Genomic DNA, 26,107 nt, shown 5'->3' on the forward strand with positions numbered 1-26,107 from the left:
CAATGAGTGACACCCGAATTGAAGAGGACCTGCTGGGCGCCCGCGAGGTGCCCGCGGAGGCCTACTACGGCATCCACACGCTGCGGGCGGCGGAAAACTTTCAAATATCTGGCCACACGGTGTCGCAAGTGCCGGCCTTCGTGCGGGCCATGGTCATGGTCAAGCTGGCGGCGATTCGCGCCAACCGGGAGATCGGGACCGTGCCCTTGGATGTTGCTGACGCCATCGAACAGGCCTGCCTGGCCATCCTCCACGAGGGCCGCTGCCTCGACCAGTTCCCGGTCGACCTCTTCCAGGGCGGCGCGGGCACGTCGGTGAACATGAACGTCAACGAGGTCATCGCCAATCTGGCCCTGGAGTTCCTCGGCCTGCCCAAGGGGCGCTATGACGTCGTCAATCCCAACGATCACGTCAACAAGGCCCAGTCCACCAACGATGCCTATCCCACCGGATTTCGCATCGCTGTCTTCCGACGCATCGTGCAGTTGGAGGACCACGTCATCCAACTGGTCGCGGCCCTGCGGGCCAAGGGCGTGGAGTTTGAGCCCATCTTGACGATGGGACGCACGCAGCTACAAGACGCCGTCCCCATGACCCTGGGCAGCGCCTTCGAGGCCTTCGCGGAGCTGCTGGAGGAGGAAATCGTGCGGCTGCGGGCCAATGCCCGCCTATTGTTGGAGGTCAACCTGGGGGCCACCGCGATCGGTACCGGCCTGAACACCCACGCCGACTACCGTCAGACGGTCCTCAAGCACTTGCGGGAGGTCACGGCCCTGGAGGTGGAGGGGGCCCGCAACCTCATTGAGGCCACCTCGGACACTGGTGCTTACGTCTCCATGCACGCCGCCCTGAAACGCCTGGCGGTCAAACTCGGCAAGGTCTGCAACGATCTGCGCTTGCTCTCCTCCGGTCCGCGGGCGGGGCTAAACGAGATCAACCTGCCTGAGATGCAAGCCGGCTCGTCCATCATGCCCGCCAAGGTAAACCCGGTGATCCCCGAGGTGGTTAACCAGGTGTGCTTCAAGGTCATCGGCAACGATGTGACGATCACGATGGCGGCCGACGCAGGGCAGCTGCAGCTCAACGTCATGGAACCGGTCATTGCCCAGTCGATGTTCGAGTCCATCGACCTGCTGGCCGCCTCCTGCCAGACGTTGCGGGAGCGCTGCGTGGAGGGCATCACCGCCAACGCTGACGTGTGTTGGGGCTACGTCACCAACTCCATCGGTATCGTCACCTTCCTCAACCCCGTTATCGGCCACCACAACGGAGATTTGGTCGGCAAGGAGTGCGCGCGCTCCGGTCGCTCGGTGCGCGAAGTGGTGCTGGAGATGGGACTGCTGGACGAGGAAGAGCTGGACCGCATTCTCTCCCCGGAGAACCTGGCCAACCCGCAGTATCGCGGCGCCATGTTCGCCACCTCCGACCCGTCGGTGCCGCTGGCACCGGTCGACCCAGAGGCAGTCATCGAAGCCGAATCCCAGCTCGACTAACGCCCGCGCCCGGTGCGCGAGAAAGGCCCACAACGATGCAAACCCTGAGAGTCGGGGTCGTGGGGGCCGGCGCCCGTGGCCGCCTGGCCTGGCACGCCGAGGCGCACGACGCCGTCATCGTCGGAATCTGCGATCCGCACCCGCAGCGGGCGCGCGCCCGTCTGGCGCGTGACGTGCCGGTGGTCGCCACCGTCGCGGAGCTGACGGCCCTGGGCATAGACGTGGCCTTCGTGACCTCGCCGGACGACACCCACGCGGCGGTGACCACCCAGCTGCTGCATGCCGGGGTGGCGGTGTACCTAGAAAAGCCGTTGGCGATCACCCTGCCGGATGCGACCGCGGTGCTGCAGGCCGCCTACGACAGCGGCAGTCGCCTGTACGTGGGGCACAACATGCGCCACATGCAGGTGGTGCGTCTCATGCGGCAGCTGATCCAGCAGGGCGAGATCGGGTCGGTCCAAGCCATCTGGTGCCGCCACTTCGTGGGCAGCGGGGGCGACTTCTATTTCAAGGACTGGCACGCCGACCGGCGGCACGTCGGGGGGTTGCTGCTGCAAAAGGGGGCGCACGACATCGACGTTATGCACTGGCTGGCGGACTCGGCCACTACCCGCGTTAGTGCCATGGGCAGGCTAGCGGTCTACGGTCAGATCACGGATCGGCGGGACAACTCGGCGCAACTCATGCCGCAGTGGCACAGTCTGGACAACTGGCCGCCCCTGGCCCAGCGGGGTCTGCATCCGGTGATCGATGTGGAGGACCTGTCCCACGTGTTGCTGCAGTTGGGCTCGGGGGTGTTGGCCACTTATCAACAGTGCCACTTCACCCCGGACTACTGGCGGAACTACACCGTCATCGGCACCCGGGGACGGTTGGAGAACTTCGGAGATGGCCCCGGGGGAGAGGTGCGGGTGTGGAAGACGCGCGGCTACTACGAGCCCGCCGACGAAGTCCACCCCATCACGGAAAGTGGCACCGGCCACGCGAGCGCCGACGCCCTGACCGTGGCCGAATTCTTCCGCTTCGTGCGCGGCGGCGGGGCCACCGACACCTCGCCAGTGGGGGCCTGGCAAGCCGTGGCCGCCGCCATTTGCGCCACCGACTCCCTGCGTAGCGGCAGTCAGCCGCGTGAGGTGCCGACACTAGCTCCGCACCTGGTGCAGTATTTCGCCGCCGGGCAACGCCGCTGCTAGCCCCTTCGCCAAGCTGCTCCACCCGTGGCTTGGGGGCGGGCCCCGCCGGGGCCCGCCCCCAACCGAGAGCCAGCTTTAGGCGTCGCCGCCCGTCGACCCGGAAGTACCGGCGTTGACGTTCAGCAGGTCGTACTTGTCCATCGCCTCACGCACCACAGACGCGGGCAGCGCGCCCTGCGCGACCAGCGCCTGCAGCGCCTTGACGACCACCGAGTGGGCATCGATCTTGTAGTAACGCCGCGCCGCCGCCCGGGTGTCCGAGAAGCCGAAGCCGTCGGCCCCGAGCGTGTGGAAATCGCCCGGCACCCACTTGCGGATCTGATCGGGCACCAGGTGGTCGTAGTCCGAGGTGGCCACGAACGGGCCGCCCGCGCCCGCCAACTTGTCCGTCACGTAGGCCCGCCGCTGGGGCTCCTCCGGGTGGAGGTAGTTGAACTCGTCGGCGGCCAACCCGTCGCGTCGCAGCTCGTTCCAGGAGGTGACGGACCACAGCCCGGCCCGCACCCCCCAATCGGCGGCCAGCAGCCGCTGGGCCTCTTCGATCCATTTCACCCCGACGCCGGAAGCCAGCAGCTGCACCTGCGGCCCTTCCCCCTCCGGGGTGGGCGCCAACTGGTAGATGCCGCGAATAATGCCGTCCACGTCGACATTCTCCGGCTCGGCCGGGTGGGCGTAGGGCTCGTTGTACACCGTCAGGTAGTACATGACGTTGCGGTCACGGGTCTCGTCTGGGCCGTACATGCGCTGCAAACCGTCGCGCACGATGTGGCGGATTTCGTAGGCGTAGCCCGGGTCGTAGTGGATAACCGAGGAGTTAGTGCCCGCGATGAGGGGGGAGTGGCCGTCCATGTGCTGGGTGCCCTCGCCGGCCAGCGTCGTGCGGCCCGCGGTGGCCCCGATGAGGAAGCCGCGGGTCAGCTGGTCCCCGGCCGCCCAGAACTGGTCGGCCGTGCGCTGGAAACCGAACATCGAGTAGCAGATGTACATCGGCACCATCGGCTGGCCATGGGTGGCGTAGGAGGTGCCCACCACCTGGAAGGCCGCCGCCGAACCCGCCTCGTTAATGCCCGTGTGCAAGATCTGACCCTGCTGGGACTCCTTGTACGACAGCATCATCTGGTGGTCGGCGGACACGTAGTTCATGCCGCGCGTATGGAAGATCTTGGCGCTGGGGAAGATCGAGTCCAGGCCGAAGGTGCGCGCCTCGTCCGGGATGATCGGCACGATTCGGTGCCCGAACTCCTTGTCCCGAATTAGGTCCTTCAGCAGGCGCACGAACGCCATCGTGGTGGCGATTTCCTGCTTGCCGGAGCCGCCCTTGAGGACGTCGTAGACCTTGTCGGCAGGCAGCGTCACCTCGACCGGGTTGTCGCGGCGCTCCGGGACGAAGCCACCGAGCGCCCGGCGCCGCTCGCGCATGTACATGAGGGCTGGGTCGTCGTCGGCGGGCCGGTAGTACGGCGGCAGGTACGGGTTGGCCTCCAGCTCCTCGTCCGAGATCGGGATCTGGAACCGGTCGCGCATCTCCTTCAGATCGGTGGCCTTCAGCTTCTTCATCTGGTGGGCCGCCATGCGACCCGCAAACGACGGGCCCAGCCCGTAGCCCTTGACGGTGTGGGCCAGGATGACCGTCGGCTGGCCGGTGTGCTCCATGGCCGCCTTGTAGGCCGCGAAAATCTTGCGGTAGTCGTGCCCACCGCGCTTCAGGGCCCAGATCTCGTCGTCGGTCATGTGCTCTACCAGCGCCTTGGTGCGCGGGTCGCGCCCGAAGAAGTGCTCGCGCACGTACGCGCCGTCGTTGGCCTTGAACGTCTGGTAGTCCCCATCCAGGGTCTCGTTCATCAGGTTGACCAGGGCGCGGTCCTTGTCGGCGTTCAGCAGTTTGTCCCAGCCGCGGCCCCAAATGACCTTGATGACGTTCCAGCCGGCGCCCCGGAAGAAGGCCTCCAGTTCCTGGATGATCTTGCCGTTACCGCGCACGGGGCCGTCCAAGCGCTGTAGGTTGCAGTTGACCACGAAGGTCAGGTTGTCCAGCCCCTGCTGTGCCGCCAGCTGCAGCATGCCGCGCGACTCTGGCTCGTCCATCTCGCCGTCGCCGAGGAAAGCCCACGTGTGCTGCTGGGAGGTGTCCTTGATGCCCCGCATGTGCAGGTACTTGTCGACCCACGCCTGGTAGATGGCCTCCGCCGGGCCCAGGCCCATCGAGACGGTCGGGAACTCCCAGAAGTCCGGCATCTGCCGTGGATGCGGGTAGGAAGGCATGCCGTGCTCGGAGGAAACTTCCTGGCGGAAGCCGTCCAGGTCTTCTTCCGTCAGGCGCCCCTCCAGGAACGCCCGCGCATAGTTACCTGGCGAGGCGTGTCCCTGGAAGAACACGTGGTCGCCGCCGCCCGGGTGGTCCTTGCCGCGGAAGAAGTGGTTCAACCCGACTTCGTACAGGGTGGCTACCGAGGCGTACGACGAGATGTGTCCGCCCACGCTCAGGCCCGGGCGCTGGGCCCGGGTGACCATGACGGCCGCATTCCAGCGAATCCAGCCGCGGTAGGTCTCCTCGACCCGTTCGTCGCCCGGGAAGTAGGGTTCCTCGTGCACGCCGATGGTGTTGACGTACGGGGTGGTGTACGACGCCGGGATCGCCACGTTCCGCAGACGCGCCTCGCGTAGCAGCGACAGCAGCACGTAACGCGCCCGGGGGCCACCGCGCTCGTCAATCAAGCCATCGAGCGAATCCAGCCATTCCTGCGTTTCCTCCGGATCAACGTCCGGCACTTGGCTCAGAAGGCCATCGATCAGTGGGGGTGTCCCGTTGGTCAGGCTCACGACTCCTCTTTCCCGCTACTTCGTCCGCCGGCCCTCGTCGGCTCGGCTGGGGACCATTGTCCCACTACTCTAGGGGCCTTCTTCGGGATTGCGGTCAAGAAGGTGACGTGCATCGCGGGGGATCTGTCACAATATGGGCATTGGTGGCGTGCGCCACCAGCAGACTGAAGGAGAGATAGCAAGGTGGCAGGCGGCGCTTCACTGGGCTTCACGCAAGGGCAAGTGGTCCAGGAGTTCTACTACGACGACGATGTCGCACTGGAAGTGCGTGCAGCCATTGAGGCCGCGACCGGCGAAGCACTGGTGGACCCCAATTACGGAGACGTTACCGACGGGGCGCTGGTGTGGTGGCGTGCCGACGACGCCGAGGAAGAGGACCTGGTTGACGTGCTCGTCGACGTGCAGGCCAACCTCGACAACGGCGGGTTGATCTGGGTGCTCACCCCCAAACCCCGGCGGGTTGGGCACGTGCCGCCCGGAGACGTCGCCGACGCCGCCCGCATCGCCGGCATGCAGGCCACCTCCGCCGCCTCGGTCTCGGACGAGTGGGCCGGGACCCGGCTGATGTCGCGGGGGCGCCCGGCCTAACAACCCGAGGTGGGTTGGTTTGCGGGCAGCGGCCTGCCGACGGCCGGTTTTTCAATAGCGCTGCGCATGGGCTAGGCTACCGGCGCGGGCCTGTAGCTCAGCTGGTCAGAGCGCCTGGTTTACACCCAGGAGGTCGTCGGTTCGAACCCGGCCGGGCCCACCTTTGAGTTCGGGGCGCATAGTGACTTGTTTCCCCCACCGCCTCCAGGCGGGCAGACCCGTCCCTTGGTTCAAGGTGTAAGACCTTGCCGGGGTAATTGGCGCTAGAGGGTTGGCCTGTTAGTCTGAAATGTGTCTTTCCTCGGCCCGCAAATGGTCACTGTGCCCGCCGGTTCGATCACGTTGCGGGACGCAAGGACGAAGACCTCCCGCTCCGTGGAGTTGCGGGAGTTCCAGCTGGCGTCCACCCCGGTGACCTGGGGCCTGTTTTCGCGCGTGCTGGGTGGGTGCCGGGTGGCAGACGAGGATGCGGACGTGCCCGCGCATTCGGTGTCGTGGCTGGGTGCTGTGAACTGGTGCAACGCGTTGTCGCGTCAGGCGGGCCTCGCTCCGGCTTATCAAGTTGGCGATACCGGGGTGTTGTGGGAGGTGGGATCCGAGGGGTTTCGGCTGCCGACGGAGGCGGAGTGGGAATGGGCCTGCCGAGCGGGAACGGCCGGCCCGCACTACGGCCCGCTGGCCGACATTGCGTGGACGGAGGCCGATGCGGTTACGGGGGCGCAGCGAGTTGGGCGGAAACAGCCCAACGCTTTCGGTCTGTTTGACATGCTGGGAAACGTGTGGGAGTGGTGCTGGGACTACTCCGATCCGGCCCGGTACGCCGACTATCGTGTGCTGCGCGGCGGCGGATGGGCGGACAAGCATTGGAGCGTCCGGGCTTCCGTGCGGCGGGGAAGCATGCCAGAGGCGCGGCTTGATGACGTGGGGTTCCGCATCGCCCGGGGAGCTGCGGGTCAGACTGCTAGCCAGGCTGGGCAAGGCTGGTCCCGCCGGGCCGATCAGGAGCGGGCGAGGGTGAGTGGCCCGGTTCCTTTCGGCTGGACGCCGCTCGGCACCTAGCTCACACTGGGGTGGCCCGTTGGTCTCGGTTTCGGTCAGCGGAGCGGGCCTGCTTGCCATCCGTTCGTTCCTACGGCTCCCGCGGGGCGCCCCGACAGGGTACCGTTGTGCCGCACATCCCCGACAAGATGCGGAGTTCAACTATGGGAAAGTCCAAAGGTTTCGTACTGGCCGGCTCGATCACGCTCTTGAGTAGCGCGTTGTTAATGTCGCTAGGCACCATCGTGCAGGCAAACTCTGAGCCGTGGGAAAAAAACAACTTCGCTGCTGTGCTGGTCTATGCGGCCCTGGTGGGCGTGCTGGTTGGTTCCATTCTGCAGATCATCGGCATCTCCCGGATGGCCGCCAACATCGACGGTATGGCCGAGCGAATCGTCGGGGGTCTGCCTTTCGGGACGCCCGCCGTTGGAGGACCGTCGACGCCTGGCGCTAGCTACCCGACGCCGATGACCCCGCCCGTCGGCGGTGGAGCGGACTACGGTATGGCGCTGCCGCCGTCGGGCGAGCCCCAGTTCCCGGGCCAGAGCCGGTAGCAGCCGCGGGGCGAGTATGGCGGGGGTGAGGGCGGGCCCTGCCCGCCCTCACCCCCGCACAGAAGCAGATGGGTGCAGCGCTCGCGAGACAGAAGGAGCCTGAGGAGACATGAAACCAAGTCGGCAAATGGTGGCAACTACTGGCCTCCTTAACGTGGGGGGTGCCACCATGCTATTTATCGGCTGGCTCTCTTATATTAGTTCCGCCAGTAGGTATCAGGCGGGCAGCATCATGGTGGTGTTTTTGGGGCTGGGCATGCTGCTGGCAGGCGTAGCCTGTGGAGCTGGGGCTTGGTTTCGCCTGGCGGCCAATGTGGAAGAGATCGGGCGCCTAGTGGCGGAGTTGCCGGGGGCGCCGAAGTATCTCAAATTGCAAGACGCGCCTACGCCTGGGGCTGGCGGGGATACTGCTGGGCCTGAGCTGGCGGACGGGGATCCGGCAGAACCCGATATTTAGAGGCCAATAGTTAACGCGTGTCGGAGAGAAAAGGGGAGGAAAAGCGTGGAAAATAGCAAGAGTGCGATGTTTAGTGCCGGGGCGATGATGCTGGCGGGGCTCGCCGTCATCGTGCTGACTTTGCTTGCTTCCTTAAGGGACTTTTCTTTTCTCACTATATTCGGGGTGTTTGGGGGACTAGGTATCCTCCTGGTGGGCTTCCTCGTGTCTGTGCGCGCCTGGTACCAGGTGGCGAGCAATGTTGATTCGATACTGCAGCAGCTCCTGGACCGGCAGGCGCTGCGGCAAGGCCAGCAGGTGGCGGCTGCCGAGGAACTGCCCGCCTACGGGATCGGAACTGCGCGCAACTCCCCGGCCGCGTCCCGCGTCGTGGCGCACGAGTCAAGAATGGACTGAGGCTCGATGGAGGAGAGTATGGAAAACGTGACGGGCGGGCCCGCGATTAGGGTTGGCGGATTCTTTACCCTGGTTGGCTTTATTCAGTTCTTCTTTGGCTCGATCCTTGTAATGGCTGTTATCGGGAGTGGCGATAATCCCTTAGGCGTCATCATGGGGCTGGGCATGCTGTCGCTGCTGATCGGTATTGCCGCGGTGCTGGTCGGCTGTGGTCGGATGTCCACCGATGTTGACGAGGCCGCACGCTTGCTCCGGCGACTGGCGGACCCGCGGAAAGAGGGCAACACGGAGAGGGAACCTGCTTACGGGGTGGCGCACGGTGTTGCGGCGCCCGGCGATCCCGGAGATGAAGCCGAAAGTGTAACCAGTTAGCGCGGTTTCGTCGGGCTAAAAGATAACGAGCATTAGACTTGCGGGAGGGCTGGTGAAGATAAGTAGCTGGAGAGTTAAGACGGGGGGTGCCTTGTTATTTGTGGGGCTGCTCGCATTGTTCGGCTCCCTATTGTCATCGCTTTTTCTTTCCGGTAAAGATTTGCCTGTTTTACTGCTGCTGAGTCTGCTCTGCAACACGATCGGCATCGCGTTGGCAGCCAGTGGCTGGGGCCGGATGGCGGACAATGTCGGGGAGATTTTGCGGTGCGCCCAGGCGCTAGCGGCGCAGGAAAGTGCTAAAGGCACAGATATCGCGGCCGCTTTCCCCGCTTCGGGGTCGACCAGCGAGTCGCAGGCCGAATAACGGTAGGCCAGGCGGGCGAGCGCTGCCGCGCGGGGACTCCGCGATAGGCCTGCCCGCCCTCCCCCTGTGCCGCTAGTCCAGCAGCGCCCGGGCCGCCTTGGCCACCACCGAGGGGCCGGTGAACTGTTCCAACCAGGCCCGCAGTGTCGGGTCGACGACCGGGCGGCCTAGGCGGGTGGCTTCGTTGCGTAACAGAATTAGCAGCTTGTTGAGCCCGGCTTGGCTGGGGGAGAGCCGCGGCAGGAGTGCCGTCAGCAGGTCGACGACACTGTGCGGGGCCAGCTCGGCGGCGTCGCGCAGGGCGGCGGCCCAGCGAGACAGGACCATGGCGGGTGCCGCCGCTGCGAAACCGGCGGCTGCCTGCGCGAGCGGCAGGCGGCCGGGTATCGCCTGGGCGAACAGTTCCGCCGCCAGGGCCGCAGTTTCACGCCTCTTGCTGGCTAGGCCCAACGCCAACATTTGCGCGGTCTGCTCCGTCCACTGTCCGGGATGGCAGGCCAGCGCCTGCAAGATGGCCTGATCGGGGCGAGCCGTGGCATCCTGAGTGCCGCCGTTCAGGTCGAGCATGCTCATCCCTACCAGCGGCAATGTTGAGGACGGGCAGGCCAGCACGATGGCGTGGGCCAGCAGCGGGGTCAACGCGGGGAAGGCGGGCGCGCCGATCGCGCCCGGCTGGTGGCGCGCGTCCCCGATGGGCATCGTCGGTACAACCCGGCAGTCCCACCACACCCACCGCGGTTCGCCCCGCGAATTGAGTTCGCTGGAGCCAGCAGAGGACCATTCCAGGCGGCAACTGCTGGGGGCCGGGGGCCGCAGCCCGAGCAGCTCGGCGCCGGCGGTCACGTCGGCGGCGCGCAGGCGCGCCAAGGCTTGGGCGGCGTCCGCGGGCAGCGGCGCCCCCGGCAGGGCCGCCACCCGTCGGGCCAGCTCCGGCAGCTCTAGCCAGCCGTCCGGCCGTGTCGGTGTGGCCAGCAGTTCCTGGGGGACCCGTTGGCCCCGCTGTATTTCCAGTACCTCGCCGATGCGGGCGTACAGCACTGGCAGTGCCTGCGCCAACTCGCCAGGCACCGGGCCGTCGCCGGGCGGCAGCGGCCAGGTCGGGTGCGGCAGAGTTGAGCGTTCCACCGGCGGGCACCACTGCCAGTCGTCGGTGAGCGCCAGCACCAGGTGCGCCACCAGATCGTCATTGCGTTGCACCAACCGGCGGGCGCGCCGCTGCAGCGGTTGGAGACAGGCGCGGGCGTCCGGGGTCCTGGCCAACCAAGCCAGCGCCAACTCCAACTCGCAGGCGTCGCCCGAACCCTCCAGCAGGGCGGCGAGGCGCTCGCTCGCAGTGGCCTGACTCCACGGCACGAGCGAGTGCGACTCGGTGGGTCCCGCAGGCGCGTGCGCGGCGGCCACCGGCGGCACGGGGACGGCGGGCAGTTCCAGCCCCAGCTCGGCCACCACCGCAGGGGCCATCACCTCAGTGTGCGCCTGCAGCAGCGTCCGCGCCCCCAGCTCCAGCAGGGCCCGGGCGGCGGCGCGCTGAACGTCGTCGTGTGGATGGGTGAGCGCTGGGGCCAGCGCCTCGGCCCGCTCGGTGGCAGCCAGGTTGGCGCCCGCCACCACCCGAATCGTGGCCAATGCTGAGCTTTTGGTGCTCGCCAACGCCGGGGCGCAGGCGGCGGCAAACGCGGCCGCGTCCAGCAGCCCGGGGCGGGCCAGCGCCGCCAATTGCTTGACCGCCAGCGTCACGGTGGCGGTGATGCCGGAACCCAGCGCCTGCAAGAGCAAGTCCTGATCGGCCGCTGCCTCCCTGGCCGACGGCGCTAGGGCGGTGTACAGGCGCGAATACCAGCCCGCGCGATACGCCGAGAAGTCGCGGTTGAGGGCCTCCAGGCAGGCACGCAACACCCGCGGCCGGGGCGCCAAGCCGTCGACAATCATCTCCTGCACCGTCGCGGCCCAGCTGTTGCTGCCCAAATTGAATTTCTCCAGATTGGCCAGCGAGACTTCGCCGCCGCCCTCCACTTCGAAAATGCGCCAGAAAATCTGCTCCCGGAACTCAGCGTCGTGTCGCAGCAGGTGCCCGCGCATCCCCGAGCGCGCATCACCGTTGAGTAAGTTGATCATCTCCAGGATGTAGTCGTCGTCGACCGGCTCGTGGTGATCGTCAAAAAGCACCGCCAGGCGGCGGCAGAAAAACCGCAAACCCACGTGCGGGCTATAACCGGACCTCATGCGCGCCAGCCAGCCCGCACCACCCCACCGCTCCCGCACGTGGCGATAGATATCGACCAGCGGGGCGTCGGCCACCAGCAGGGCTTTTACTTCGGTGGCTACCTGGTCGTCGAGCGCAAGTTTGTGCATATCAGCGGTCCTGTTTTCAGCGAGTCCGCGGTGCGTGGCCGTGCCGCGCAATCCGTGTCAACATCTCAGCCGCGCCCAGGTGCTCCTGCCGCCGGGACCGGCAGTTGTTTGAGGGCGGAGGCAAGTTGGGTTTTGGTTTTGGTCTGCGGTTGCAGGGCAGGCGGGATGGGGATGGGAGTTTGCTGTTGGTGGGCGAGGCAAGCCAAGAGAGTGACGAGCTTGTGGGCGTGGCGGATGGGGGCGAGGTGGGGCAGGAGCTGAGTGAGGGTTTCTTGAGTGCGCCAGGCAGCCAGAGGGCTGATGCTGGCCGTGTCTTGGAGGGTAGTGGCGAGGCGACCGGCGAGAAGGTGACCGGTTTGGAGGTGGGTAAGGGTGTGGGCGGCGAGGGCAGTGGGGTTTAGCAGGTCATGGGTGGCGAGGTTGGCGAGGGCTTCCGCGGTCGCGGCCCGCTGGTGAGGCTCTTTGGTGCCGGTGGCAAGGGCGAGGGCGGATAGGGCGGGAGCGCCGGGAACCTGGGTGGTGTTACCGAGGGCCGAGATGAGGTCAGCGACGCCGCGGACGTTGACGACGCGGGTGGCGGCGAAGATGGCGGGAAAGAACTGCGCGGCCAACACATCCGGATTAGCCGACAACAACCAACCCGCCCAGGCGGCCAGCGCGTCATACCCCGCCAGCCAGCGTGCCTCGTTGAATCGGAAGGCGTACTCGGTAGCTAACGGTCCGGTGTCCGCCCACTGCGCGGCGAAACCCTCGGCCGTCACCTCGCTGGCGTGCCACCACGGCAGGCGCGGCAGGAACAGCACCGCGCGGGCCTGGCGCTCGGTTGGCTCCCAGTAACGCAGCTCCCACCGGGCGGGCAGCGGTGGCAGGGGCGAGTTCGCCAGCTGCCCGCCCCTGCAGGCGTCGGCCACGGCGACGTCCCACAGGAAGCGCGGCGCGTGCGAGTCCCAAAAGCGATCCCCAAACCAGAGCCGTTGGGGCTGAGTGCCGTGGGTGTGCGCCTGCCAATAGCCTGGCGGCATCTCCACCTGCCAGTGTGGCGGCACCGGTTCGCAGCTGCGCAGCGCGACCCTATCGGCGTACCGCCCGGCAGGTAGCTGCAGTTCCACCCCGGTGGCCAGCGCCCGCACGTAGGCAGCCACCGATGCCAGCGGGCAGGCACCCCACTGGCTCGCCTCGTCTGCCAGCTTGCGCGCGGCGGCGTCGATTGTCTGTGGGCGACGTCGCAGATGCGTTAGCACGCGCGGCAGCTCTCGGCCGTCGCCCCGTTCGTGCAGCAGCGCGCAGACCGCCACCGCACAGTCGGCGTCGCCGACAAACTCCGGCAGCGCGGCGGCGGCAGGCAGCGGTTGGAGGGTGGGGGGTGGTGGTTGCGGAGTGCTGGGGGTGGGCGTGGAGGCGGGGGAGGGCAGGGTGGGCAGGCGTTTGCGGGCGTGGGCTTGCAGGTCGGTGGGCAGTTCGGGCAGAACGCTGGTCACCAGCTCAACCACGGCGGAGGTGGTCTGGGGGTGGCCAGTGGTGAGGGCGGCCAGGAGGTCGATCTGGGCGCGGCGGAGCTTCTTTTCCTTGCGCCATAGGACCGCTGGGCTGGCGGTGAGGAGGGCGGTGGGGTCGAGGGTGGGCAGGGAGGCGGTCAGCATTCCTTGCGCCAGGGTCACGGCAGTGGAGGGGGTGGTGGTCAGGACAGCGAGATAGCGGTCGGCGCGAGCGGTGATTTCGGTGGGGGTCGGGGCCAGGAGGCGTTGGACCTGCAGGGCCAGGGTGATGTTTTTGGCGGACCAGTCCCGCAGCAGGCAACCCAGGCTCTCGTCCAGCAGTCGCTGCCGGAACCCCGGCTCCTGCGCCGCCACGGCGGCAAACGCATGGTTCCACTGCTCCCGCCGGTCGTTAACCACCGCCCCGTGGGATCCCAGTTCCGGAAAGGCAAACAGGTCCCACAGCTCCCGCTCCAGGGCCTCCGGGAAGGCGCGCAGGTCCCGCAGCACCGCCTCGACCGGGCCGGTGGACACCGGGCGGCCGGCGTCGTCGTGCTCCCACGGCGCATCCCCCAGCTGCCAGCAGAATCGCTGCAGGTACTCGGGGGTGCGCAGATAGATGCCCCGCGCCCGCAGCAGGCGCAGGGCCAGCTCCCACAGGTGGGGGCGCGAGGCACACCACTCCACCAGCTCGGCGCAAAAGGCAGTCACCCACGCCGTGTCCCGCTCGACCGCCGCGGCGTAGACCACCTCACCGAGCGCCTCCCACTGGCGCTGCACCTCGTCTGGCTTCTCCCACGGTGCCAGGTATTCCACCACCGTCGACTGCTTCCGGCCGAGCGCCACGAGCGCGAAGACGGCCCGAGGAGTGGGGCCTTCCTGCCGCAGCAAGCGGGAAGCGGGCAACGTCTTGGCTAGGGCTGCCCGCTCCGCAGGGCTTGCGTCGGCCAGTGCCACAGCCAGGGCAGCGGAGGAAGTGTCCGTGAGTTTGAGGGCTGCGCGTAGCGCGTCCCGGCGGTCAGTTAGCTGCATGGGATGCCTCCTGTGGGGCGATGCGGGCGGCCAATACGTGCTTGCACGGCCCGCGGGTGCCTCGATGTTTGGCGTACCACGGGCACGTGCACCGATCGTCCTGCGGCTGGCCGCCCAGGCGCACCTCGTAGCGGATGGTGCCGGATTGCACGTAGGTGACCTCGGCAGCGTGACTCACCGCCCCGGCGGCCACTAGGCCGTGGGCGGCGGTCAGTCGCGGGTGCAGCGCGGACAAAGCCTCGGCCTGCACGGGTAGCGGCCGATGGAAGTAGGCGCCCGCCGCCACGTCGAAACCCACCTGCCCGGAGGAGGCCAGCAGCGCCAGGCCCGCGTGCACCCGCTGCGGGCTCACCGCCGCTTCGCGGGCCATCCGCGCCACGTCGATGCGCGGCTCGAACCGCAGCAAGATCTCCAGGAGGTCCGCATCCGCCGCCACCTGCTCGCCCGCTAGCGCGTGCAGCACCGCCCCTTCACCGGAAAAACCGCGTGCCTTCTCCGGGCTCAGGCCCAGCGACAGGCGGGCACCCGGCAGCCGCAGCACCCACACGCTGGCCTGGGGCAGGCTATTGCCGTCCACCGGGGCGCTGTAGGCATCCAGCCCTTGGGCGAACCGGAGCAGCGGCTCCAGGCTCCGCAACCGCTCCGGCCCCGCCACGCACACCGCGCCCGGGCTGGGGCGGGAGGCCAGTCGCAGCCCGCGGGCCGCTCGGGTCGCCCACAGCACCGACTTGGTGGTGCTGGAGCGGGGCAGGGCCTGGAGGAACTGGCGGGCGGCGGGGGCAGCGAGACTATGGCGCAGCGTCATGTTGGCGCTGAGCATTTGCGTCTCGGCGAACCCCTTCAACCACCGCGTGGGCAGCGGCACCTGCTCCTCCGTGACCGCCGCGTCCAGTGTGCGCACGTGCAGTGCCGCGCTGCCCACCTCCAGGTGCAGCGGTTCCCCGGCCCGCAACCCCGCCAGGGCCTGGCGCAGTGGGGGATTGACATCCACGTTGGTCACGCCCACTGCCTGGAAAGAGGCATCCAATGCGCCGGAGTCAACGTCCAGTCGGGCGTAAACCCCACAGCAGGCACTAAACGACTCAAACCGCAGGCCCTCGGCCGTGGACGTCACCACCGGATCGGCCGCCCGCAGGACGGCCGCCAACATGTTCGGCGGGATGTAGTAGCGGGTCCGCGCCACTCGGGCCACCGCCAGCAGGGCGGCGGCAACGACACCCGGGTGCGAGACGAAACCGGAGAAGAAGTAGGGATGGGCCACCGCGCCACTGGGGTCGCAGCCGCCCGACGTGGTCAGCGCCAACTCTGCCCGCCCTGACCCGGATGCCAGCGCCGAGGCAGATAGGTAGTGGTAGGTCAACGTCGTCACGTTCCGGCTCCCTGCTTCCGCGGCAACCTGTTCCGGAGGCTACCTGCGTTCGGGAGTGTAGTGCCCGGCACAGACGCGCTACCGGAATGTCGCCAGACTGCGACGCGGCGGGCGTTTGGGGCTACCGGCCCGGCCGGTGCGTGGTGCCCATCGCGCGCCCGCTCAACCAGTAGGCCTGCGCCCGCAGCTGGTCGCGTGTGAAGCCAAGTTCCTTCAGTCGGGAGCGCAACGGACGCAAGGCTGCACCTTCCACTGCCGCCCAGGCGTGCCAGCCCGTCCAGTCAACCTCTTCCACCGCTGCAGCCAAGGAAACCGGACGGGTGGGACGGATCCAGGTGACAGTTTCGGCAGGCGCGGCCACGGGGATAGCTTGGTCATCACTGCGGTAGGCCGCCAATAAGAGGCGCGTCGGGATGGTGGGGGGTAGCGCGCGCACCAAGCTGTTGAGCGCAGGCACAGCGGCCGCGTCGCCGATTAGGAGGTAGCCCTGCGGGGTAGGCGAGGGCAGCTGCCACTTGGACGAACCGAACTGGGTCAGGGCCAGTTCCTGCCCCACCTGCACTCGCCGCGCCCAGGTCGAGGCGGGGCCAGCTGGCTCGTGCAGCACAAACTCCAGGCTGAGTATGCCCTGCTGGTGGTCGACGGCGGCCACGGTATAGGCACGCTGGTAAACCTGATCGCCGCCGTCCGGGGAGGGGAACCAAGCCCGCACCCAGGCGGTCGGACTGAGTTCGGCGGTCGCCAAGAAACTGTCGAACTTGAGGTCAACCCGGCGGTAGTGAGCAGTTAGGTCGTGCACCGCGACCACGCGCCCCACCTGATCCTTGGCGCCGAGCAACTTCAATATGGCTCCGCCTAAGCCACGCTTGGTCATGGCCTCTCCTTCCCGCCGTGCAGGTTAGGGTAGCCTAAGTGTCAGCGGCTAGCTAGAGCAGATACAGCTCCCGGGCCGCGAGTTGCGGGGCCGCCACCTGGTCAGCCAGGACGATGGCCGGCGGCGTTCCCGCCACCGCGAGCTGCGCCCAGTGCGCAAAAAATTCGCCTGTCGGGTGGGCCACCGAACGGTTGGAACCGTCCCGCTCCGCCGCCAAAACCAGTGCCGGGCGCCGTTGCGGGGCGGGGGCCCGGCCCGAAGTAGCGCGCTGTTCCTTAACCAGCTGGGCCACTTGCCGACCGATGGGCTTGACTCGCCCCTGCTCATCAAACAAGCCGAGGGTGTATTCCAGTTCCGGGAAGTCCGCCAAGCGGCGCGAGACGTCGTGCGAGCACCACCACGTGATCGCCTCGACCTGCGGCACCTGGGTAACTGACCGGAAAGTCTGCTCTACGAACGGGCCCACCGCGTTGGGCGGCAGGGTCGTGGTGGGCGCGCCGACCTCCTGGAGCCAAACCGGGCGCTGCGGATCCGGGGACCACGCGATTGCCAGCTCCACCAAGTAGCGTGCAAACCACCCGAGCGCCGGATGTTCTCCCCCCAAATGCGGCCCGACGTGCGCGAAAATCCACGAATGCACCGTTGTGGCGGCACCCAGACCGACAGCGTGCGCCGGGGTGAATGGGTGGGAGTCCACAAACCAGAGGTCATCGTCGAAGCTATGCACGTGCCGCCTCCTCGGCAGGGCTGCTTGGCAGTCGGCCAGCAGTTGTGCCGTCCAGGCCTCGGCTTGGCTAGGGGTCAGCGCAGCGGCAAGCGGGTGGCGGGGGGCGGCAAACTGGACGAACTCATTGCCCAGCGTCAACCCCGTCACGTTGGAGTGGCCCGCCAGTGCGGCTCCCAACTCGCGGGCCAACTGCCCGCAGGCGGCGACCACGTCGGGGTCCGTGAACATGTTGCGGGCATGCCACGACACCAACCAGGCCGGGACAAAGTCGTAGGACGACAGATGACCGTTGAGCACATCAACACTCACTTCAAGTCCACGCTGGGCCGCCAACTCCACCACCGTGACCACGTCCGCAATTGCCGCTGGGCGGATATACGTCCGGTTAGGCTGCAGCACCGGCCACAAAGGAAAAATACGCACGTGGTCTAGGCCCAAAGATGCGATCGCATCGAAGTCCCGCGCCACCTGCGCAGCCGAAAAATCCAGCCACGAGTGGAACCAGCTGCCGGACGGGGTGTAATTCACTCCAAAACGCATTACTCGTCCTTCTTTAGCCGCAGGGTGACAACCTGGAAGGGGCGCAGTGCCAGGGCCACGCCGTTGGTTACGGCGGTGATGGCCGTGGGAGTCAGGTGGCTGGTGGCGCCCTGCCCCAGCGTTTCCTCCAATAGATCGGTCTCGATCGCTTCCGCCAGCGGGAACGACGTCCGCAACTGCCCCGTGGCGTAGGTGCCGCGGGCCTCGTACAGTCGCACGATCACGTCTCCGCTGCCGTCGTCGGCCAGCTTCAGGGCCTCGACCACCAGCCCTGTTCCGCTCACCTCGACAAGTGGCGCTACCGGCTGACCGACTGCCCGCAGCGGCGGCAGGGCCAACTGTTGGGCCGCCGCCACCGCCGTCAGCACGTCGGCGGTGGGGGTAAACGTGAAGCGGAAAGTGTGGTGGCCGACATCGGCGGCGGGGTCGGGGAAAACTGGGGATCGCAACAAGGAAGGCCGCAGCTCGACGTAGGTGGCCCCCGTCTGCAGGGGGCGGCGCACCAGTTCGTAGCCGTGCGTGGCGTCGTTGGCTATCGCCATGCCGACTACGCCGTCGTCCACCAGCACCCAACGGTGAGCGCTGACCTCAAACCGGGCCGCGTCCCACGAGGTATTGGTGTGGATCGGGCGCGTGAGGTGTCCGTAATGGGTCTCGAATTTGGCGGTCGTAGTGTGGACGTTGAGCGGCCAGGCGAACTTCAGGAGCTTCTCCCGTTCGTGCCAGTCGGCCTCAATCTCCACCGTCAGGGGGCCAGCGCTCGCCAGCCAGTACGTGACCGTGAAGGTGGAAGCTGCGGTGGCGTACGACACGCGCACTCCCGCCCGGTCGGGCGCGGAGACCTGCTCCACGCCTTGGGGCGGCAGCACGGTGTACCGGCGCAGGTCGTGGGCCTCAATGTCCCAGGCGTCCCAAGTGTTGGGGAAGTCGTCGTGTAGGTGGAGTTCCCCGGCCGCCACGCCCGCTGGGATCGCCTGCCAACCGGTGGCCCGGTCGGTGAAACTAGTGACGTAACCCGTAGCGGCGACGTGCAGGCTGACCGCCTCGTTTTGCAAGGTGTAGCCGTCACCTTGCGGCACTAGCTCGGCCGCGCTGACCGGTAAGGCCGGGGCGGCACTAAAGGGGGTTACGCCCGCCAGCGGGAAAGAGGTGACGTTAAAACTCTGCTCCTCGCCCCCGTGGCCGCCGACCAGGGCGCGCATTGCCGCTGCGATCAGGTCGCGCAAACGATCCGCCACCTCCCGGTGGGTCTGCTCGATCTCGTCGTGTACCCAGGCAATAGACGAGCCCGGCAGGATGTCGTGGAATTGTCCGAGCAAGACCGCCTGCCAACAGTCGGTCAGTTCCTTCGCCGGGTAGTCCAGCAGTCCGCGCGCGGCGGCGGTGGCGCACCACGCCTCGGCTGTTCGCAGCAGCGCCTCGCAGCGGCGGTTGCCGGCCTTCGTGTTGGCCTGGGTGGTTAAAGTGCCTCGGTGTAGCTCCAGGTACAGTTCCCCCACCCAAGTCTCGGCTTGGGGATGGTCTGCCACCGCGGCGGCGAAGAACTCGGCAGGGGTGCCGAAGTGGACGCGGGGGGAACCGGCCAGGTTGGCGCACCGTTGGCCCTGCCAAAGCATCTCTCGCATCGGTCCGCCCCCGCCGTCGCCGTAGCCGAAGGGAATCAAAGACCGGTTGGTGGCGCCCTTGTCCGCGAAGTTTCTCTCGGCGTGGGCTAACTGGGCGGCGCTCAGGTCTGAACCGTAGGTGTCAGCGGAAGGAAAGTGCGTGAAGATGCGCGAGCCGTCAATGCCTTCCCACCAGAACGAGTGGTGGGGGAACTTATTGACCTGGTTCCAGGAGATCTTTTGGGTGAGGAAGTAGTGGGCTCCGCCGAGGCGGGCCAGCTGTGGGAGCGCACCGGAGTAGCCGAAGGAATCTGGGAGCCAGAACTCGCGGGTGCGCACCCCCAGCTCGGTGGCGAAGAAGCGGGTGCCGTGCACGATCTGCCGGGTGATCGACTCCGACCCGGGGAGCACCGCGTCCGGTTCCACCCACATGCCACCGACCGGCACGATCCTGCCCTTTTCTACCCAGGCTTTCACGCGCGCGAAGACTTCTGGGGCGTCTTGCTGTAGCCAGGCTAGGTGCTGCGCGGCCGGGAGCGCAAAGGTGAAGGCGAAACCGTCGTCTAGCAGACGCAAAACGTTGGCTAGCGTGCGGACCACCTTGCGGCGCGTCTCCCGCACGGGCCACAGCCACGCCGAATCGATGTGGGCGTGGGCCACCGCTGTCAGGTGGTGCGCGGCGGCATCGGCGGGTTGTGCCAGCACTGTCTGCAGGCAATCTCTCGCCGCCTGCGCGCTGCCTGGGATGTCGGAGAGCGACAAGCTGTCGAGGCTGGCGGTCATCGCCGTCAGTAATTCCCAGGTGCGGGGAGAATCGTCAGGTAGTGTGCGGCAAAGTCCATAAAGCGCGGTCAGGTCTGCTATCAATTCGCGCACTTGCGTGTGCACCTTGACTACCTCGGCCCGTGCGAGACGGAATAGTGGCTCCGGTCCGCAGGTTGTGGGATCTCCCAAAGGGGTTTCCTGGAAAGGAGGTACTTCCAGCAGTAGGGGATTAGCGGCGGCTTCGATGAAGAATTCGACTCGCGCGGTGCCGGGTGGGACTCCGATCCACTGGTTTTTCGGGTTAATGGCCTTAACCACGATGCCTGCGTTGTCGTAGACCAGTCCTTCGCACTGGAAGCCAGGGGAGTGGTCGAACCATCCCAAATCGATAACGATCTCGAGGTGATCCTCCCGCATCTCAGCGGGGATATCTGCATAAATATGCAACCAAGTGGTGGTCCAGGCGGGTCCCCAGGCGGAGCCAACCGGTAAGGGGGAGTAGTTCTGAGACCGGGCGGTGGCGAACGGAACCGGGGGAGGGGGGCCAGGCGTTTGCGTGGTTGCGGGTATCTGCCAGGCGGCGATATTCAGCGGGATGACGGGAGTGGTCTCGGCGCGCCGAATTCGTTCGGTCAGGGTGCGGTCGATCCGCTTCTCCATAAGCGCGCGTTGCGTGTGCATTGGGCTCCTTGGCTTTCTCGGTTCGCGTGGGCGCACCCGCGAGGGGCGGCGCCGTTGCTGTCCCGGTATAGTGAACAACATGCTAATGCGGTTCAGCTTGCTCGTCAACGGCGCATTGCGCTCCGTGGCTACGCCATAATTACAACTATGAACCGTCCGACCATTCGTGACATCGCCCGGGCTGCAGGAGTCTCCCCGAGTGCGGTGTCCTTCGCGCTCAATGGGCGCCCTGGCGTGTCGCAGGAGACACGCGAACGTATCCTGGCTGTCGCCGCCGAGCTGAAGTGGCGACCCAACGCGCTAGCCCGCGGCCTGTCCGAATCTGCCTCCCGGACCCTCGGCATGACTATTGCCCGCCCCAGCGAAGCTCTCAGCGCCGAGACCTTCTTTCTGCAACTCATCACCGGTATCGAACGGGTACTTAACAGCCGCGGCCTGTCGCTCATTTTGCGCATCGTGGACACCGTGGAAGAAGAGATCGACGGCTACGAAATGTGGTGGAGCTCCCGACGAGTGGACGGTGTCTTCGTGGTCGACCCCCGGGACGACGACCCCCGGTGGGAGGTGCTTAACCAGCTGGAGATGCCGACCGTGGTGGTCGGCGGCAAGGTAGAAGGGCCCCACACCTCGTCGGTGTCCATCGATGATGCTGCCATCATGCGGCACGCCGTGCAGCATCTGGTGGCGGCTGGCTACACCAGCCTGGCGCACGTGGCCGGCCCCTCCGACCTGCGTCACTCTCGCCGCCGGGCCGTTGCGTTCGAGGAAGCAGCTCAGGCAGCAGGTATTAAGCAGGCGCGCTCGCTGCCGAGCGACTACACCGAACAGGCGGGGCGGGACCTGACGGCCCAGCTGCTGGCCGAGCTGCCTAGCCCGATCGGGATCGTCTACGACAACGACATTCTCGCCCTGGGCGGGGTGGAAGCCGCGGAGGCGGCGGGCAAGTCAGCCCCCCAAGACGTCGGCTTCCTTTCCTGGGAAGACTCGCCTGTCTGCCGAGTGGTCTCCCCAGCCCTCAGCGCCATCAGCCGGGACCCAGCACAGTTAGGGCAGGCGGCAGCCCAACTGATGGCGGAGATGCTCGAAGGCGCCCCCGGCAAGCACGAGGACTTGGAGATTCCCCAGCTGATCGCCCGGGGGGCCACCCAGCGGCTTTAGCCCGGAGACGGTGAAGGGCCGGGAGCGGATTAAGTTCGCTCCCGGCCCTCACTACCGTTCAGCTACTTGCGCAGCAGCAGGCGCACCGAGAGATGCACCAGCGGACCGAGCCGGTCCGGATCCCCGAGCAGGGTAACCGTGGTCGGCCGCAGGGCTGTCAGTGTCGCGCGAGCTTCCCGCCCCAAGTGGCTGCCGGGGGTAAGCAGCAGCACCCCGTCGTGGGCAGCGGCCAGCGCTGCCCCCGCCACGGCGAATTCGTAGCTGCCGCCATCGGCCAATGCCACGTAGCGTGCCTGCGGAGCGTACTGCTGCGCCAAGAGGGCGGAGGTTTGGTAGCGGTTGGCGCCCACTACCTTGGTTACCTCTCCCTGCCCGGCCAGGGCAGCGGCCGCCCGGGAGCCCACCGCCACTCGTTGCAGTTGTGGGTGTGCGGCCAGGAACTCAGCGGTTGCGGTGGGCAGCTTGCTGCCGCCGGTGAGCACGACGACAGCGTCGGCTTGCCGGGCCACACTTCCCGTGGCCACAGAGTCGGCTGGCAGCACACCGTCTATGGCGAAGACCCGGGTGGCGGGATCGGCAGCGAGCGTCCGCTCGGCGACCGCCACCGCGGTGGCGAAGCGGTTGGGGCCAGCCAGTCGCTCTACCGTCAAGCCCTGTGCCTGTAGTTGGGCGATTTTGGCATCGCTCACCCAGTGTGGCCCGCCGACAACCACCACGTGCTTGGCACCCCGCTCGCGCAGCGCCGCCAAGACTTGGTCCTCCAGCTGTTCGGCTGCTGTCCACAGTACGGGCGCGCGGAGCGCGGCAGCCAGTGGGAGCGCAGTGGCGGAGTCGATGTCGGAGGCCGCCGACGCCAGCACCACAGTTGAGTCAAATTCTCCTGCCGCGTAGACCGCGAGGGAGTGGGAGACGCGGTCAGCCCCACCAATACGCCTCACACCCGGTGCAGCCGGGGGGCGCGGCGTGGCCGTCGGCTCCGGCGTGGCCGTCGGCTCCGGGGTGGCCGTCGGCTCCGGGGTGGCCGTCGGCTCCGGGGTGGCCGTCGGGTCGGGAGTGGCCGTCGGGTCGGGAGTGGCCGTCGGGTCGGGAGTGGCCGTCGGGTCGGGAGTGGGTTCGGCACCCGGCGCGACCTCAATGGTCACCCGCTGACTGCCTTCGTTACCTGCACCGTCCCGCGCAACAACCTGCACCTCGAAGGTGCCGCTGGCCGTCGGCGTGCCACTGATGGTGCGCTGCTCGGGGTCCCACTGCACCCCGGCAGGCAGTCCGGTCACGCTGATCTCGGCCACCGAGACGTTATCGGCCGCCCGCACCGAGATGGATGTCAGCTCTTGCCCGACGGCCACCTGCTGCGCCGTCCACGGGCTGAGGCCGACCACCGGGGCGGCCTCGTCGGTGAGCACCACCTGGTCGCCCTGACGGCGCAACGTCACTGGCTGCGAGGTATTGCCCGCATAGTCCGTGATCGCGAATGTGGCCGCCTGGTCGTCGGTCAGCGCCCGACGGCGCGTCAGCCTGCCGTTCTCGTCCGTCACCCCCCACGAAGCCCGGTTGGCCTTTCCGCGGGTGGCGACCCAAGACTCCTGCCCGGTAGCGGTCAGTTTCTGCCAGTCGGTGGCGGTGGGGTTTGCCAGCTTGTAGGCCCCCTGCCCCAAGTCGACGTAGTCCCGGCTTTCCAACGGGTGGGCCCACGCGTCGTGATAGCGGCCGCGTAGCGCAGTGCCTGCCACCACGGTTTGCCCCCCACGCGGCTGCACCGTGACGTTAAAGGGCAGACCCTCCCGTGGCGCAGGCAGGGTCGCGCTGGTGGCCTCCGGTCCCACCTGCACCTCGCCGTACCCACCAAATGGGGAGGTCTCCTCCTCATACAGAGTCTCTACCCGCACCACGTAGCCCTCGGCGGGGGCCCCCGCAGCCGGGGCCTGCCAATGCACCGTCACCTCACCGGGCCGGGCGGCCTGCGTGAAGTAGCCATTGGCGTCGGCTGCTTCGTCCAGGGTGAGGGCAGATGGCAGAGAGCTGGTGGCCACCGACAACTCGGCAGGGGCGGAGAGCTGGCCGTCCTTGCCCACCGCATACAGCCGCAACGTGAAGTCGCCCGCCATTCCCACATTCTTGATGTGGCGGGCGTCAGTGAAGCCGGCAGCCAAGAACTTCGTGGTTCCCTCGGCGTCGACCGCCTGTAGCAGGTAGGAGTCAACCTGACCGAAGTCCCCCTTGTCCCAACTGACTTCCGCCTCACCCGTGGCGTACCAGGTGTCCAGCCGCAAGCCGGTCGGGGTCGGCGGAGCCGCGGCCTGTCCGTGCGTGAGTCGCAGCTGGCCGACGTTGAACTGGGTGGCCTCCGCTTGCCCATCGATGGTCAAACCCATGGTGACGAGCTGCCGACCCGCGTAGGCGGACAGATCCACGGTGGAGGTTGCCCACTGCGTGCTGCCTTCTCCCAGCGGCAGGTTGACCACTTCCTGCGGCGCGTCGGCAAAGATCAGCGCCAGTGCCAAGTTGGCGTCATCACTGGTGGCCTTTTTCCAAGTGACCTCTGCGCGCGCGTCTGCGGCTACCGCCAAATCCGTCTTGAATAGCCGCAGCGTCGCAGGGGCCGATATGCCGCCGTGAATCACCAGCGAACTTCCCCCGGTGAACGCCCCCTGCGGCGTAAAGGGCGGGGTGATCGCCTCTCCCTGGACGTTCTTGCGCGGCTCGGGGCCGTAATCGAAGTCAACATTCGGACGCGCACCGGTGGTGTCAATCCACCACTGCCACGACGGCAGCAGCGACTGGCTGGCGATGTCGGTCCACTCTTCCTCGCGCGTCACCTGCCCCTGGTCGTACCAGCGCATGCCTTTGCCCGTGTTGAATGAAGAGTAGAAAACGTCTCCCCTAATAACTGAGCGGGCAGGCGTGAAGTCTGCTACCCCGACCCAGCCGTTGGCGCGCCGCACTGCCACGTCGGGGCGCGCCGCATCCTGGGTAGCTCCGGTGCGTTGCGGATCAGCGTTGACACCAGAGAAATACATGCGTTCGCGTTCGTGGATCATCCACTGGTACTCGGACTGTTGCATGTAGGGCATGCCGGTGGAGGCTGGTACGCCAAACTTTGCCAGATCGCTATCAAGGTCACGTTGGTAGTAGTCGGAAGGCGTAAATAGCGCCACCGAGGTGCGGGGATTCTTGGTGCCGGGTGCGTAGATGGCGGGCAGCTTGGAACCCGACGAATGGCCGCCGTCGAACCTGTTTTGGGCTGCCTCCACCCCGACAAATACCTCTCGGTAGGGATCGTAGCCGTTGGCGGCGGCGAAACTAGAGATCTGGTCGGCATAGTACGGCCAGTCGTAGTTCACGAACACAGAATTGTGTATTTGGCCGTGCTTGTCGTCTTTTAGCCACTGTGCCTTATCGCTGTCAAAGTTGGAGTTGGTGTCGTACCACTGCGTGTATAGGCCCTGCTTGGTGAGGTAGGCCATGAACGGTTTGAACTCGGAGTCGTCACCCGACTCTTCCTGGTTCAGGAAGTAGCCGTCGAAACCGTAGTACTTGGCCATCTCCACGAGCTTATTTGCGATGATGTATCCCTCGGAGTTGGGATCCTTATCGAAGGACTCGTGGAAAGTCAAGCCGGGCCGGAAGTACGGATCAAAGTAGATGATCGCCACCGTTTTAACCCCGTTGCGGTGGGCAGCGTCAGTGTAGGCGGGATTGGGAATAGTGAGAATTCCGAATTCGAAACCGCGATTGCGCCAATCTGAGTTGTGGGGATCGTAGATCTTTTTGGGCACCCCAACGCTAGCCGAACCGTGCCAAGGTGACCAGTAGTCGGCGTACTGCCAGAAGGTCAAGGCGTAGTCGGAAAAGGTATTGTTTGCGGTAGTCGACTCAAAGAATGAGTTGCCGTAGTCCCCTTGCATTAGCATGACCTCGGCCTTGCCATCTAGCTCGGGGTTGGCCTGGGTGGCGGCAAAGGGCGCGTTGCGGGTCTGTAGGGGGACATGCGAGCGCAGATAGCGTGCATGTGGATCGGATTGTGGGCTCCAGTTGCGAATATCTTGGAGGCGATACCCGGCCACGTGGGGCTGGGCCCGGGAGATCGCGGAGTCTCCGCTGGGGGGATGCGAGTCGGCGCCGAAGGCGGGAACAGTCGCGAGGGTAGCGATCAACGCGACTGCTCCGGCCGTAGCGACAACGCGACGTCGGGCGGGATGCATGTGTGCTCCTTTGCGCAGGGATTTTACTCTTCGGGTACTGCTAGCAACCTGTG

General features: G+C 66.8%; 18 protein-coding genes and 1 tRNA gene. 11 read left to right on the forward strand and 8 right to left on the reverse strand.

Going from position 1 to position 26,107, the window contains the following annotated elements; all coding sequences use genetic code 11:
- The first annotated feature begins 2 nt into the window (after window positions 1-2).
- Window positions 3-1,493, forward strand: a complete 1,491-nt coding sequence (aspA, locus tag BSZ40_RS04535) for an aspartate ammonia-lyase (protein ID WP_073823709.1) — start codon at window positions 3-5, stop codon at window positions 1,491-1,493.
- A gap of 35 nt (window positions 1,494-1,528) precedes the next feature.
- The gene (locus BSZ40_RS04540; protein WP_073823711.1) at window positions 1,529-2,686 is read left to right on the forward strand and encodes a Gfo/Idh/MocA family protein; all 1,158 of its coding nucleotides are present in this window, start codon (window positions 1,529-1,531) and stop codon (window positions 2,684-2,686) included.
- Between the two features lie 75 nt (window positions 2,687-2,761).
- Here BSZ40_RS04540 and aceE read toward each other — a convergent pair whose 3' ends face one another.
- A complete protein-coding gene (aceE, locus tag BSZ40_RS04545; protein ID WP_073823713.1) occupies window positions 2,762-5,506 on the reverse strand; it encodes a pyruvate dehydrogenase (acetyl-transferring), homodimeric type in 2,745 nt (914 codons plus the stop codon).
- A 183-nt stretch (window positions 5,507-5,689) separates the two neighbouring features.
- Here aceE and BSZ40_RS04550 point away from each other — a divergent pair, with 183 nt between their 5' ends.
- From BSZ40_RS04550 to BSZ40_RS04585, 8 genes are all read left to right on the forward strand, one after another.
- The gene (locus tag BSZ40_RS04550) at window positions 5,690-6,094 is read left to right on the forward strand and encodes a DUF3052 domain-containing protein (protein WP_073823714.1); all 405 of its coding nucleotides are present in this window, start codon (window positions 5,690-5,692) and stop codon (window positions 6,092-6,094) included.
- 86 nt (window positions 6,095-6,180) lie between these two features.
- Window positions 6,181-6,254, forward strand: a tRNA-Val gene (locus BSZ40_RS04555).
- A gap of 152 nt (window positions 6,255-6,406) precedes the next feature.
- Window positions 6,407-7,153, forward strand: a complete 747-nt coding sequence (locus BSZ40_RS04560; protein WP_073823716.1) for a formylglycine-generating enzyme family protein — start codon at window positions 6,407-6,409, stop codon at window positions 7,151-7,153.
- 143 nt (window positions 7,154-7,296) lie between these two features.
- On the forward strand, window positions 7,297-7,686 hold the full coding sequence (locus BSZ40_RS04565; protein WP_073823717.1) for a hypothetical protein: 390 nt from the start codon (window positions 7,297-7,299) through the stop codon (window positions 7,684-7,686).
- Between the two features lie 109 nt (window positions 7,687-7,795).
- Window positions 7,796-8,143 (forward strand): hypothetical protein, encoded by a 348-nt coding sequence (locus BSZ40_RS04570; RefSeq protein WP_124911489.1) that lies wholly within the window; start codon window positions 7,796-7,798, stop codon window positions 8,141-8,143.
- Between the two features lie 45 nt (window positions 8,144-8,188).
- Entirely contained in the window at window positions 8,189-8,539 is a 351-nt protein-coding gene (locus BSZ40_RS04575; protein WP_124911487.1) for a hypothetical protein, read from the forward strand.
- A gap of 18 nt (window positions 8,540-8,557) precedes the next feature.
- Complete coding sequence (locus BSZ40_RS04580; protein WP_124851902.1) at window positions 8,558-8,911, forward strand: hypothetical protein; 354 nt, start codon at window positions 8,558-8,560, stop codon at window positions 8,909-8,911.
- Window positions 8,912-8,963: 52 nt separating this feature from the next.
- Window positions 8,964-9,275, forward strand: a complete 312-nt coding sequence (locus tag BSZ40_RS04585; RefSeq protein WP_073823724.1) for a hypothetical protein — start codon at window positions 8,964-8,966, stop codon at window positions 9,273-9,275.
- A gap of 72 nt (window positions 9,276-9,347) precedes the next feature.
- On the opposite strand, the gene BSZ40_RS04590 is transcribed toward BSZ40_RS04585, so the two are convergent.
- The 6 genes from BSZ40_RS04590 to BSZ40_RS04615 all read right to left on the reverse strand — a co-directional run bounded on the left by BSZ40_RS04590 (window position 9,348) and on the right by BSZ40_RS04615 (window position 20,694).
- Complete coding sequence (locus BSZ40_RS04590; RefSeq protein ID WP_073823725.1) at window positions 9,348-11,627, reverse strand: DUF6493 family protein; 2,280 nt, start codon at window positions 11,625-11,627, stop codon at window positions 9,348-9,350.
- 65 nt (window positions 11,628-11,692) lie between these two features.
- Complete coding sequence (locus tag BSZ40_RS04595) at window positions 11,693-14,134, reverse strand: DUF6493 family protein (protein WP_073823727.1); 2,442 nt, start codon at window positions 14,132-14,134, stop codon at window positions 11,693-11,695.
- Window positions 14,121-15,503, reverse strand: coding sequence for an SWIM zinc finger family protein (locus tag BSZ40_RS04600; protein WP_073823729.1), 1,383 nt, complete (start codon window positions 15,501-15,503; stop codon window positions 14,121-14,123). The genes BSZ40_RS04595 and BSZ40_RS04600 overlap by 14 nt, the downstream gene beginning before the upstream one ends.
- A 121-nt stretch (window positions 15,504-15,624) precedes the next feature.
- Window positions 15,625-16,377 (reverse strand): siderophore-interacting protein, encoded by a 753-nt coding sequence (locus BSZ40_RS04605; protein WP_073823730.1) that lies wholly within the window; start codon window positions 16,375-16,377, stop codon window positions 15,625-15,627.
- Between the two features lie 52 nt (window positions 16,378-16,429).
- On the reverse strand, window positions 16,430-17,644 hold the full coding sequence (locus BSZ40_RS04610) for a glycoside hydrolase 5 family protein (RefSeq protein WP_073823732.1): 1,215 nt from the start codon (window positions 17,642-17,644) through the stop codon (window positions 16,430-16,432).
- Window positions 17,644-20,694, reverse strand: coding sequence for an alpha-mannosidase (locus tag BSZ40_RS04615; RefSeq protein ID WP_073823734.1), 3,051 nt, complete (start codon window positions 20,692-20,694; stop codon window positions 17,644-17,646). The genes BSZ40_RS04610 and BSZ40_RS04615 overlap by 1 nt, the downstream gene beginning before the upstream one ends.
- Window positions 20,695-20,841: 147 nt before the next feature.
- Here BSZ40_RS04615 and BSZ40_RS04620 point away from each other — a divergent pair, with 147 nt between their 5' ends.
- Window positions 20,842-21,852, forward strand: a complete 1,011-nt coding sequence (locus tag BSZ40_RS04620) for a LacI family DNA-binding transcriptional regulator (protein ID WP_073823735.1) — start codon at window positions 20,842-20,844, stop codon at window positions 21,850-21,852.
- Between the two features lie 62 nt (window positions 21,853-21,914).
- Here BSZ40_RS04620 and BSZ40_RS12055 read toward each other — a convergent pair whose 3' ends face one another.
- The gene (locus tag BSZ40_RS12055; RefSeq protein WP_073823737.1) at window positions 21,915-26,054 is read right to left on the reverse strand and encodes an endo-beta-N-acetylglucosaminidase; all 4,140 of its coding nucleotides are present in this window, start codon (window positions 26,052-26,054) and stop codon (window positions 21,915-21,917) included.
- Window positions 26,055-26,107: the final 53 nt, after the last annotated feature.

The sequence above is a fragment of the Buchananella hordeovulneris genome (genome assembly GCF_001907235.1).
Taxonomy (GTDB): Bacteria; Actinomycetota; Actinomycetes; order Actinomycetales; family Actinomycetaceae; genus Buchananella; species Buchananella hordeovulneris.